We start from the raw sequence: 12,406 nt of genomic DNA, 5'->3' as shown, positions 1-12,406 counted from the left end.
GGGTGGGGTTCTTTATTTTTGATTTATGCAAGAGGTCTATTAAATGATTTAAGGATAAGAGCATAATCCATAAATTATTTATTGAAAATTCAATTTGATTTTTTCTCATCAAGAAATTTAAAACAGAAGAATCATTCTCCTTTTGTTATTTTGCTGATTGCAGATATTAATTACATCGATATATTTTCTGAAATATTATTAAGAAGCTATAAAGCCTCAAAAAATAATTAGTAATGATTAGTAATAATTACTACTTTAATAAGAAAGAATTCAGGAATCAGAATTCGGTATGGATTCTGTACGTCTGGCGGATAAGTCTAATGGATATCTTATAAGCAAAGCTCTCTCGGCAACTCGTCGCAATCACACGCCCGCAGTTTGGACTGCTATGTCAACGTTAACGGTCGTGACGAAGTTGGTCAAAGCGATCGCTATGAGATTTTTCTATTTTCATACCTTCTAGTATAAAACTCACTTGACAACATGAATTAAAAGGTTATTGCCGCTGATGCCTGCTGGTGGGTTGATCGTCATCAACGGGTCGATGGTATCAATCAAGGGTATACCAACTTTCAGCGTCTATGCTGCTACCAAGGCAGCACTGCGATCGTTCGCACGCACGTGGTCAGTCGATCTCAAAGACCGCCAAATCTGAGTCAATGTTGTCAGTCCTGAGACGGTAATTACACCTGCCTACAAAACTGAACTCGGCATGAGCGACGAGCAAATTGAGCAAATAAAGGCGGATACCGCTACTATCACGCCTTTGGGTCGCCCAGGCACACCCGACAGAATCGCCAAAGCAGTCTCTTTCCTTGCCTCTGACGACAGCAGTTACATCACTGGCATCGAATTGTTCGTCAATAGCGGCACAGCACAAATCTAATCGCTTTTGGTCAGGACGACTCGATAAAGCCAACTAAGCAATTTTAGGCAATTTGAGTTACTTGCTGATTTACACGGGGACGACCAAAGCGTTCCCAAGCACTCCCTCCTCGCAGAAATAGCTCTAGGAAGCGCAATGGTTCTCCTGAATCGCCTCTTGACCAACCGGAACTACCAGGAGCAAAGGCCAAAGTTCCTTCAGATACTTTGAAACTACCATCAGAATACACTGCATCGCTGACCACATCTCCAATCCGGATCACGATCTTGCTTTGAGGCTCCAAATTAAGTGTATGGGCCCCGATAGTTGTTTTGATGTTGCCGTAGCCATCAATCCAGGCAATTCGATCTGGTGGAACATCTGGGATTTGCTCACTCTTCAAGCTATCTCCCAAAATGCTAAAATCTTCATTCATAATGGCAGCCGCAGCCGGAGGAAACACATCGCGTGAGCGAAACTGCGAACCACCACGAGAAACGTTGACCGCTCGCAACTCCTTTGTATAGTCTTTGATAAAGGAGAGGGTGTAGCCTGCATTCACACCTACGACTTTTACACCATTAGATAAAAGGGCATAAGTTAGTCCTTCACCTTCATTGTCTCGACGAGCTTCAGGATCGTCCTGACGAGGCGCACAGTTGTGATAAATTAAGCGATCGCTAGGGCCAGGGTTGAGTCCCAGTTGGGCAATCCAGAATCCCGTTGCTAAGGTACTAAATGCTGGAACCGAAAGCAAATGAATTTGGGCATGGGGAAAAGCCATCAGCAGACGTTGTGTGACTTCAGTAAATGCCGGATCTCCTGTACCGTAGTCTGCAATGACGCAGATAAACATTCTGCTCCTCCTTTTGATGGGTAGTAATTTGCAATCAACCTAATTCATAATTAGAAATTATGAATTATTCCGCCATTATGTGATTACAGGGTGAAATGAAAAAATGAGTGTTGATTTCACTCCTAATTAATAACGTTAAAATCTTAATCAATGCAATGAAAACAATCTCCTCACTTTTTAGCGAAGAACGCAACCAACTCCAGACAGATATTGATAATACAATCGGCATTGAGCAAATAGTTAAACTGGTTCAAAACCGACTCGATAATCTCGAAAGAATTTATATTGAAAAGCTTAATTTGGCTCAAGTTCGTCTAGCTTCGTTTTTCCTGGATACGCTGCGGCAGTCTATCGCCACTCTTGCAGCAGCTAACTATCTTCAAGCGGCTCAAACAGAGCAAAGGCAAATTACTAACCAAAGTACAAAGTTTTTTTCGAGCAGATTAATCCTGAAACTACTACAGGGACTAGTTTATATCGGCGTCTTAGGTTCGTTGTTTTCCTTAAGTAAAACTACCCCAGGTGCGTGGATGGCTATCTTATTAACTTCTCTACTTATAGGACTAGAAATTGTACTTCAACTCGAATTAAATAACCAGCAAAATAATTCTATATCTGAAGGGCTATTGGAATTACCTCAACCGATTCTCCGAGTTGATAGCAAAGTATTTCTAGATTGCCTTGGCGATGCTCTCAACACTATCGACCTAGCAGTAGCTAGAGTAGAAGAATCAAATAAACATGAAGGCGACCTAGCAATAGAAGAATTACCAGAGCTATTAAATTTTCTGCAAAGGCTAATGGGCGCATCAAAACTTGATAAACCCCAAATGGCTCATGAACTGGCGAAACTTTTGCCACAAATTTTAATGTCTCAGGGAATTAATACTCAAATTTACCGACCAAATGACCCGCACAGCGATCGCGGCTATTTTGACTTTGAGCCAAGTATCGACCCCGATACCAAAGATCACGTGACTTTAACTCCGGCTTTGTTGAAAGGCGATCGCTTGATTAGACGCGGTAGGGTAATTGAGCCAGCATATTCCTCTGCTAGAGAATAATAGACAATAAGGGTATGGAAATTTTAGAAACAATCGGTTTTGATTTGGGACACGGTGAAACGGCTGTAGCTAAAGCGATAGTGGAAAGCATCGAACCCCCCCAGATGCTGGAGATTAATAACAAGAAGAACCAAATTACTGCCCTTGGCTGGCATCCCAAACTCGGTTATCTTGTCGGCGAACAAGCATTAATTCAAGCTGGCGTTACCCAACTGACAATCTCTTTCAAGCAAAAACCCAACAACGATCCCAAATATCGGGAAACAATTAGCACTTTTGTGGCAACCTACTACCGCCTTTTACAAGAAAGTAAACAAGTTGAAGGCAAAGAAGGTAGCTATTTTTACATTGGTTGTCCTTCAGGATGGTCAGTTAGCGATCGCACCGAATACCAAAAGCTACTTCAAGAAGCTGGCATTCCCCAACTAAATGTTGTACCCGAATCGCGGGCTGCTTTCATGCAAGCCAAGGAAGCCGGGAAGTTGGAGTATGACAAACTTGTTGGATCGGTGCTAATTGTCGATATTGGTTCTTCAACCACAGATTTTACTCTGGTTAAAAGCTTAGAAGAAATCCCGATAGATTTTGGGAGTAATACTTTAGGAGCATCCTTAATTGACAAAGCTATTTTTGCCCGGACTCTTGCCAACCACGAACAAAAAGCATTACTCGAAAAAGTATTTCAGGAATATCCCCATCACCAAGCTCGTTGTGAACTTGCTTGCCGCAAAGCTAAAGAAGATTACTTTTCTAATGAACAGCTATATAGCGATCCTGAATCCTTTGCGCGTGGCTTCGAGTCGATTAACGAACAGATTTATTTTATTCCCCAAGTCAATAAATTGATGATGGAGGAAATCTTAAACCAGCCCTTACCGGAACTGGAGCATCATAGTTGGATTAAATCATTTCGTGACTCTTTAACCGAGGCAAAAGAAAAGCTGGAAAAACTTGGAATCGTACCAAAACTTGTGCTGATGACTGGCGGTGCATCTCGCATGAAGTTTACGCACATTCTTTGTCAGGAAATGTTTCCCGAACCAGAAACGCTGCTTCGCCCCGATCCAGAGCCGGAACGGTGCATTGCAATGGGTTTAGCACGAGTAGGACGATGGGATCTGCGTGCTGCTGCTTTTAAACAAGAAGTAAACAAACTATTTACCTCGAACAAGCTTAAAGGTTTGATTGAAAGGCATATCCCGCAGTTAATCGAATCACTAACTAAACCTTTGGCGGATGGTTTGATTGTCAACGCAGTTAAACCAGCTTTAAAAGATTGGCAAAAAAACAAAATACGGACTTTAGCCGATTTAGAAACAGCTTTGATCGGTCGGGCAGAACAGTGGCTCAAAAGCGATCGCGCTGTGCAGATAATTAATCATCAATGCGCTTCTTGGTTTAGCAATAAAATCCAACCCGATTTAGCCGCACAAACCGATCCAATATGTCGAAAGTTTCAGATACCTAGAAGCAGCTTAAGGTTTGAGGATAGTATTGACCCAAATTTTGTTAACCCAGAGTTACAAATTGGAGATGCTATCCTGGCTGAGACAGTAGCGTTTATCGTCAATGTAGTAATTGGTGGAGGTGCTGTGGCTAGCATTATCACTCTAATACTAACTGGACATTTAACTTGGCCGATTGCACTAGTATATGGGGCTTCAGTGATGGCAGCAGGAATGGAGTTAAATCGTAAGACTGTTCAAGAAGTAATTAAGACAAATGTAGATGTACCTAGTTGGATTCGTTCTAATTTTTTGAGCGACAAAAAAATTCAGGATATGTGTGAGCAAATAAAGCCTGAGTTAGAGAAAGTTCTTCAAGAACAACTGACAGCAAATCAAGAGGCTTTTGATAAATTGATTGTCAAAGTTGAGCAAGGACTTCAAACAAGCCTTTCTACCAAGGTTCAATCTTGTATAATTCTGATCCAATAGCGGTAGTTAGTGAGCGACAACAATAACATTATTCTAAATTTTCTGCTTACTAGTGAATTCAATATGTAAGCTGCTCAAAAGTCAATGATTAAAATCATAGTTTTCTTTTTTATCATTGGGCTGATTATCGCTGGGATTTTATTCAATCCGATTCTAGTAAAAAGGCGAAGAAATCGGCTTAAACATCGTCCTTTTCCCCCACTCTGGAGTGCCATTGTCGAGAATAGTTTTCCCATTTATCCCTATCTTTCTCCCGATGAAATTAGACGACTTCAGGGACATATTCAAGTTTTTTTAGCAGAAAAGCAATTTATTGGCTGTAGAGGATTACAGGTGACAGAGGAAATGAAACTGACCCTTGCGGCTGTCGCCTGTTTACTTCTACTAAATGAACGTGGGCAGTACTTCCCCAGACTTCGTTCAATTCTGGTCTATCCCAACGCTTATTTTGTTCAGGAAACAACTTCTGTCGGAAAATATGTTGTTGAAGAAAGGCGTGTAGCAAGACTAGGTGAATCGTGGACAAATGACCAAGTAGTACTGTCTTGGGAACAAGTGAAACAAGACATTAATAACTGGAGAGATGGACGTAACGTTGTGCTTCATGAATTTGCCCATCAATTGGATCAAGAAGATGGTAAAGCTGAAGGAGTTCCGATACTGCAACGCAATTCAGACTATCCTATTTGGGCTAAAGTAATGACAGAAGCATATCAGCAACTTTGTAATGATGTTCTGCAAGGTGCAAAGACGGTAATGGATAGCTATGGCGCAACGAATCCCGCAGAATTTTTTGCCGTAGCGACTGAGACATTCTTTGAAAAACCGCACCAATTGCTGTCTAAGCATCCGGCACTTTATGAGCAACTACAACGTTACTATCAATTAGATCCCGTGCAATGGGTGTGAAGTAAGTGGTCAAGGATAAATCACATTATATTCAGTTATCAACCTTCCTTCAAAATGTTTTAGGAATTACGAATTACGAATTATTTTAACTAGGAGGTTTTCATCGCTAGAATCTTCAAAGCTACTGCTTCAGGGACGGGCATCACTGATAACCGATTTCCTTGTCTCACCAACATTAACTCTTCGGCGCTAAACTTCTCTTTTAGTATTGATAGCAAGATGGGATTAGAAAAAGTCTCAACAAATTCCACTACAACTGTTTGCCACCGAGGGGATTCGGAACTTGATTTTGGGTCGTAATATTTACTTTCTGGCTCAAACTGCGTCGGGTCAGCAATATCTTTTTTCACCACACGCATTAACCCAGCAATAATGGGAGGATTAGTGCTGGAGTGATAGAAAAAAGCTAAGTCTCCTTCATCCATAAGGCGCAAAAAGTTGCGAGCTTGATAATTGCGAACACCGTCCCAGATAGTCTCTTTCTGCTGTTGAAGGTCAGCAATACTATAGGCTTCTGGTTCTGATTTCATTAGCCAATAATTCATCTACAGAAATTATGTATATACAAAAGTATTTTAATTTTGAGTAGCTAAGTAAGTTCGTAGTAAGGACTTTAGTCCTTATTTTCTAAGCACTAAAGTTTTACTACAAGCTTTCTTGCACTAGCTTAGACATTGTACTAGTGAATATTTGGCTTAACTACGATATGCTATAACCGCATAAAACGGATCTCCTCCAGATGCACCCAACCACTGTAATAAATTCGGTAATGTTGATTTATGAGCTATAACTTCTGTGGTTGTAAATCCTGGAACTGAGGCAAAATACTCTTTGACTAATTCGACTCGCTGTGCTTCTGAAGCCTCTCGCCAAGCTTGAATCGCCTTTTCAAAAAACATCCGGTTAGAAAAGCTGATAATTGCAACACCACCGGGTTTTAGGATGCGGTACATTTCGGAAAATACTGCTTCTGGATATTGCACATATTGCACAGATACGCAATTGAGAACAGCATCAAAATCTTCATCTGGTAAAGGTAGCTGGGGATTTTCGTTAATATTTTGCACAAAATAATGATTTAAGCGGGCATTACGTGCTAGTTCCTCAGCGTTGAGTCCGTGTCCCTCCACATGGTCAAACTGCATCTCTTCTGGTAGATGAGACACCCAGCTGCTCATCATATCAAAAATGCGGGTGTTGGGTTTGAGGCGATCGCGGTATAAATCCGTTAGCTGTTGAATAAATCCTTCATCCACATGGGTAACGAAGCGAGGATAGGCATAGAACAGCTTATCGTCTGTATCGTCTAATTTCAGGCGTTGATTCGGTCTTAACTGCATAAATCTCTGTTTTAGAGTACTTTTTTAGAAAATTGCAACAATTTCAAATATTTTTCAAAAAACACTATGTAACATATTTTAATAACAATAGGACACTAAACGAGTCTAAATAGCAGCATTCAATTTTATCAATTCAATGTTCCATAAACTACACTTCTGGCAGCATATTTTGCGAAAAATCCGCCTGGTAGAATCGTTACCCTATTTAAGTTTATTCCTTTGGATGCTACCTTTATTATTATTTACTTCTGGGCACAATAGCCTGATGGCACATGATGAAGCCCTTTACGCTTCGCGTGCCCGTCTGATGTTTGATTCTGGTAATTGGATAACTCCTTGGGAAACGGCACATCATAAAACACCTGGATCTTATTGGTTAATCGCCAGTTTCTACAAGTTGTTTGGTATCAGTGATACCAGTGCGCGTCTTCCTAGTATGATTGCTAGCATTTTTAGCTTATGGCTGGTGTATGAAATTGGCAAAATTATGCTAGGCAAAAAATTAGCTTGGCTAGCTACTGCTATTTTAAGTGGGGAATTTCTCTGGCTACAATACTCTCGCTTAAGTACGCCTGATGTACCGATGATTTTCTTGGTACTTTTAGCTATTTTTTCTTTATTAAAAACAGAATTATATCCTAAATATCACTATTTTTGGAGTTTTATAGCTGGTTTAAGTTTAGGTTTAGGCTTCTTAGTCAGAAGCTTTATGATTTTTTTGCCAATTATAGCTTTATTACCTTATTTAATTTGGGAACATCATCGTCATCGTCATCTTACTAATCCAATTTTATATCTAGGCTTTTTCGTAGGTTTAATACCCACTGGCATTTGGCTGTGGTTAAGCTGGCTGCACTATGGAAATCAGAGTTTTGAGGAGTTGCTTAAGTTTGTTGTACAGCTAGGTTCTGAAGATCGGGAGCATAATGGGCCGCTATTCTATGTATGGAATATTCCTTTAAAAGCATTTCCTTGGCCTTTTTTCGGACTTTTAGGTTTGTTTTTAACTGTCCGTCGTCCTATTCCTCTATACCAGTTAATATTAGTTGGTTTTCCACTTGTCTTATTTGTAGAATTGAGTATTTTTAGCACTCGTTTACCTCACTATAGTCTTTGCCTTTATCCGTTTATAGCTTTGTTGGCATCTGTGGGTTTAAGCTGGTTAGGCAATATTTACCAGACAGAAATTCACCCACAATTCCCTCTTCAAAAAGGTAAAAAAAATATATTGAACCTTTTTGCAAGGAATAATCTTTCTCGAAACCTCAGTTATGGCTTTGGTGGATTAGGTATTTTTCTTGTAATAGCAAGTACTGTTATTATTAGTTACGGTGGTTCTGACATCCGCAAGTATGCAACTATTACCTTAGCTATGGGGTTGGGTTGGTTAATTTTACCTGTGGTGTGGATTAGTCGTTACCACTTTGGCAAGAAGTTTCTCACAGCACGTTACTGGATTGCAGGATGGTTAATTACCTGTTGGCTGACTTTGGCAACGATGGGTAGCGTCGGTTTTTTAAGTGACTATAATCCTGTTTTAAGAACTTTTTTACAACAAAGTGCGATCGCTTCAATTATCCAATCTCATCCTATCTACCTTGTGCAAATAGACCAGAAAATCCAAGTACTGCTTAATTTCTATCTTCCTATTCCCCCTCAAGCAGTAGTTTCTATTTCCCAAGTACCAGCTTTGAGCTATGCTTTGATCTATACTTACCAGTCCCCTAAATTATCTCGGACTCACCACGTTCTCGGTACAGTAAAAGAGTACCAGTTGATTCAAGTTCTTCCCTAAGACGGATGCAAAGCAAGTATTGTTAAATGATATTGATTTAGGTATAATAGTACGTGTACTAAGTATTTTCTTAAATGGTTTATACATCTAATCACTCCCCACCTTTAGAGTCGTGGCAGCAAAATCTCGCACCATATAATTTGGGCTACAGAATCAAACTAGTCTCACAACTGCTGAGTCGCAAGTTTACTGAGAAGCTAGAACCCTTTGGACTTACCCCATTTCACTGGTTGGTGTTGTGCTGTCTTTGGCAAGAAGATGGTTTACCTACTTCTAGTATTGGTGACAAACTCAAACAAGTGGGAGGGACTTTAACAGGCGTACTAGATCGGATGGAAGAACGCGGCTTAGTGCGTCGAGAACGCGACACTCACGATCGCCGCATCTGGCGGATCTGGCTCACGGATGCAGGTAAGCAACTAGAAGCTGTCTTACCGCCTATTGCGGCAACAGTGCGTGATGAAGCAATGGACGGTATTTCCTTCGCTGACCGAGAACTGTTTTCCCAAATTTTGAACCGGGCGATCGCTAATCTCTCTTAAAGATGATTTTATAATCACCCGACCGGGGGAGGCAGTGTAAAGATATGTTTTGAGATAATATTACGCATACTAAGGAAATAAGAATTTTTTTTTTAGAAAAAACTACGCATTCTAAATAAACGACTATCAATCAAGTTATTGAACGCACAAGGAAGTTAACAATCATGGGTGCTAATACCTTAAACGGACGCAACGGACACAAAACCCCAGTTTTAGAAAAAGAAGTGATTCCCGATTTAGAGACTTTAGAAACTGTTACCGCAGATACATCCGCAACAGCAGAAGCACCTGTTGTAATTCCTGAGACAGAGAAAGAAGTTCCAGCGAAACCGAAGCGGAAAAGACCGACTGGTTTAATTTTGGCAGGATTAGGTGTGGGTGCGATCGCCGCAGGTACTTTTGGTCTTCACTACTGGCAATACGCCTCTACCCACCAGGAAACAGACAACGCCACCGTTGCCGGAAACATTCACCAAGTTAGTAGCCGCATTCCCGGAACTATAAGTGAGGTGCTTGTGAATGATAACCAACTGGTGCAACCAGGACAATTGTTAGTGAAGTTAGATCCACGGGACTATCAAAGTAAGGTGCAACAGGCACAAGCAGCCCTAGAAAATGCTCGTGGTCAGGCGCAAGCCGCCCAAGCAAATATTGCTTTGAGTTCACAAACCACTACTGGTAAGACAACTCAAGCACAAGGAGATGTCAGTAGTGCAGTAGCAGCAATTTCTACAGCCCAAGCAGCAGTACAAGAAGCCCAAGCTGGGATTCCTGCCGCCCAAGCAACAGTACAAGAAGCCCAAGCTGGGATTCCCGCCGCCCAAGCGCAGGTAGCGCAAACAAACGCGAATTTGGAAAAAGCCCAAGCAGATTACAATCGTTACAACGAATTGTATAAAACAGGTGCGATTCCTCGTCAGCAACTAGACACAGCCAAGGCTGCTTATGATGTAGCCAAAGCACAGAAAAATGCCGCGATTCAGGGAGTACAACAAGCCCAAGCCCAGTTAGCCTCTGCAAAAGTTGGTGTCGCCAAAGCCCAGTCTCAATTAGCACAAGCGCAAGAAAATGTCACCAACGCCCAAGCTAAATTGGCAGCATCTAAGGGAGGATTGCAACAAGCTACCGCAGGTGGACAAGATACCACAGTCAAACGTAGCCAATACGAAGCGGCAAAAGCGGCGCTCGCCCAATCAGAAGCATCGCTCAAAGACGCACAATTGCAACTATCTTATGCCAATGTTACTGCCCCCAGTGCTGGACGGGTAGGTAGAAAAAACGTCGAAATTGGCAACCGAGTCCAATCGGGAACACCATTAATGGCGATCGTGGATAACGAGTATTGGGTAATTGCGAACTTCAAAGAAACTCAATTAGAAAAAATGCGTCCAGGCGAGCCAGTAGAAATCAAGCTGGATACTTTCCCTCATCACAACTTTATTGGTCGTGTTGACAGTATTTCGCCAGCTTCCGGCGCTCAGTTTGCCTTATTGCCACCCGATAATGCTACAGGTAACTTTACTAAAGTTGTCCAACGCATTCCGGTTAAAATAGTTTTCGACCAAAAGAGCATTCAAGGATACGAATCACGGATTACTCCTGGGATGTCTGCGGAAGTTGCGGTGGAAGTCAAGTAATACCAAATCGGCTTAAAACAGATGAAAAACCTCTTTCTACTTATGACATTCTCCTACATCTAAAGAGAGGCGTATAGAGATCAGGTGAGATGATATCTATGAAAGCAGATTGGTATAAAGCAAGCCTGACATGAAAAAATCGCTACTACCTGCTTTAAGGTCAAGAAACTACCAGCTGTTTTTTGCTGGACAAGGTATTTCCCTAATTGGGACGTGGATGACGCAACTTGCCACAATTTGGCTAGTTTATGATTTGACAAAATCCCCATTAATGTTGGGAGTTGTGGGATTTTCGAGTCAAATTCCTAACTTTTTTTTAGCTCCCTTTGGCGGAGTATTTGTAGATCGCTTTTCTCGGTATCGTACCTTAATTGGTACGCAAATCTTGGCGATGATTCAATCGTTAACATTAGCAGTGTTGGCGCTGACTGGTGTGATTGAGGTATGGCAGATCATCGCCTTGAGTTTGTTTCAAGGATTTATTAACGCCTTAGATGCGCCAGCCCGTCAAGCTTTTGTGCCAGAATTGGTTGAACACAGAGGAGATTTAGCCAATGCGATCGCTATCAATTCAACGATGTTCAACGGTGCACGATTAATTGGCCCTGCGATCGGCGGTTTATTAATTGCTGGCATTGGAGCTGGCTATTGTTTTTTAATTGATGGTTTGAGCTACGTTGCTGTAATCGCCGCTTTATTGGTAATGAAAGTTAAACCTTGGAAAAATTTGGTAACTGAGGGTAATCCCTTACAAAAAGTCAAAGAGGGATTTGTATATGCCTTTAGTTTCCCACCGATTCGCTCTGTCTTATTACTATCAGCTTTAGTCAGCCTGATGGGATTGCAAAATACTATTCTTGTCCCAGTTATTGCCGAACAAATTCTCAAAGGTGGTGCAGAAAGTTTGGGTTTTTTGATGGCGGCATCTGGAGTTGGAGCCTTAACTGGTGGTATTTATCTAGCTACGCGCCAAACAATCTTGGGAATTGGGAAATTGATTGCCTTAGCTCCAGCAATTTTAGGAACTGGTCTAATTGCCTTTTCTTTGTCTCGATTTTTACCACTCTCTTTATTTACAATGTTATTCGTTGGCTTAGGAACAATTCTCCAGATTGCTGCTAGCAACACATTTTTACAAACCATTGTCGAAGACGATAAACGCGGGCGATTGATGAGCTTATATACAATGTCATTTTTGGGGATGATTCCCGTGGGTAATTTATTAGGAGGTTTATTAGCAAGTTATATTGGCGCTCCTAACACTTTAATGATTGATGGGATAGCTTGTATTTTAGGATCAATTATTTTTAGCAGACAGTTGCCTGCTTTAAGAAAAATAATGCGTCCAATTTATGAGCAAAAAGGGATTATTACGACTCAAGAAGTTTAAGATAAATAACCGCAGTGAAATTGAGATTTATCTTAATGGAGCTTTCTATAGCAATTCTTTTTTAATTTTTA

At 41.1% G+C, this 12,406-nt stretch carries 11 protein-coding genes and 1 pseudogene; 9 read left to right on the top strand and 3 right to left on the bottom strand.

From position 1 onward, the window contains the following. The first annotated feature begins 289 nt into the window (after positions 1 to 289). Both ACFE93_RS23415 and ACFE93_RS23410 read left to right on the top strand, forming a co-directional pair. Positions 290 to 463, top strand: a complete 174-nt coding sequence (locus tag ACFE93_RS23415; protein ID WP_375476728.1) for a hypothetical protein — start codon at positions 290 to 292, stop codon at positions 461 to 463. A 36-nt stretch (positions 464 to 499) separates the two neighbouring features. Further along, positions 500 to 886, top strand: a pseudogene (locus ACFE93_RS23410) (SDR family oxidoreductase). A 43-nt stretch (positions 887 to 929) separates the two neighbouring features. Here the strand turns inward: ACFE93_RS23410 and ACFE93_RS23405 are convergent. Then, positions 930 to 1,721: an S-adenosyl-l-methionine hydroxide adenosyltransferase family protein gene (locus ACFE93_RS23405; protein ID WP_375476726.1), complete on the bottom strand. Its 792-nt coding sequence runs from the start codon at positions 1,719 to 1,721 to the stop codon at positions 930 to 932. Positions 1,722 to 1,876: 155 nt separating this feature from the next. On the opposite strand from ACFE93_RS23405, the gene ACFE93_RS23400 reads away from it, so the two are divergent. The 3 genes from ACFE93_RS23400 (at position 1,877) to ACFE93_RS23390 (ending at position 5,631) form a co-directional block, all read left to right on the top strand. Continuing rightward, on the top strand, positions 1,877 to 2,785 hold the full coding sequence (locus ACFE93_RS23400) for a hypothetical protein (protein WP_375476724.1): 909 nt from the start codon (positions 1,877 to 1,879) through the stop codon (positions 2,783 to 2,785). A 14-nt stretch (positions 2,786 to 2,799) separates the two neighbouring features. After that, on the top strand, positions 2,800 to 4,722 hold the full coding sequence (locus ACFE93_RS23395) for an Hsp70 family protein (RefSeq protein ID WP_375476722.1): 1,923 nt from the start codon (positions 2,800 to 2,802) through the stop codon (positions 4,720 to 4,722). A gap of 84 nt (positions 4,723 to 4,806) precedes the next feature. Beyond that, complete coding sequence (locus ACFE93_RS23390) at positions 4,807 to 5,631, top strand: zinc-dependent peptidase (protein WP_375476720.1); 825 nt, start codon at positions 4,807 to 4,809, stop codon at positions 5,629 to 5,631. Between the two features lie 89 nt (positions 5,632 to 5,720). On the opposite strand, the gene ACFE93_RS23385 is transcribed toward ACFE93_RS23390, so the two are convergent. Beyond that, positions 5,721 to 6,176, bottom strand: coding sequence for an EVE domain-containing protein (locus ACFE93_RS23385; RefSeq protein WP_375476718.1), 456 nt, complete (start codon positions 6,174 to 6,176; stop codon positions 5,721 to 5,723). A gap of 150 nt (positions 6,177 to 6,326) precedes the next feature. Beyond that, on the bottom strand, positions 6,327 to 6,971 hold the full coding sequence (locus ACFE93_RS23380; RefSeq protein ID WP_375476716.1) for a class I SAM-dependent methyltransferase: 645 nt from the start codon (positions 6,969 to 6,971) through the stop codon (positions 6,327 to 6,329). A gap of 136 nt (positions 6,972 to 7,107) precedes the next feature. On the opposite strand from ACFE93_RS23380, the gene ACFE93_RS23375 reads away from it, so the two are divergent. From ACFE93_RS23375 to ACFE93_RS23360, 4 genes are all read left to right on the top strand, one after another. Beyond that, on the top strand, positions 7,108 to 8,766 hold the full coding sequence (locus ACFE93_RS23375) for an ArnT family glycosyltransferase (protein ID WP_375476714.1): 1,659 nt from the start codon (positions 7,108 to 7,110) through the stop codon (positions 8,764 to 8,766). A 74-nt stretch (positions 8,767 to 8,840) separates the two neighbouring features. Beyond that, positions 8,841 to 9,308, top strand: coding sequence for a MarR family winged helix-turn-helix transcriptional regulator (locus ACFE93_RS23370; RefSeq protein WP_375476712.1), 468 nt, complete (start codon positions 8,841 to 8,843; stop codon positions 9,306 to 9,308). Between the two features lie 164 nt (positions 9,309 to 9,472). After that, positions 9,473 to 10,945, top strand: coding sequence for an HlyD family secretion protein (locus ACFE93_RS23365; protein WP_375476710.1), 1,473 nt, complete (start codon positions 9,473 to 9,475; stop codon positions 10,943 to 10,945). Positions 10,946 to 11,075: 130 nt separating this feature from the next. Continuing rightward, the gene (locus ACFE93_RS23360; RefSeq protein WP_375476708.1) at positions 11,076 to 12,335 is read left to right on the top strand and encodes an MFS transporter; all 1,260 of its coding nucleotides are present in this window, start codon (positions 11,076 to 11,078) and stop codon (positions 12,333 to 12,335) included. Positions 12,336 to 12,406 lie beyond the last annotated feature (71 nt).

It is taken from the genome of uncultured Nostoc sp. (assembly GCF_964247315.1).
Classification (GTDB): Bacteria; Cyanobacteriota; Cyanobacteriia; order Cyanobacteriales; family Nostocaceae; genus Nostoc.
This window is presented reverse-complemented; position numbering and strand designations above follow the sequence as displayed.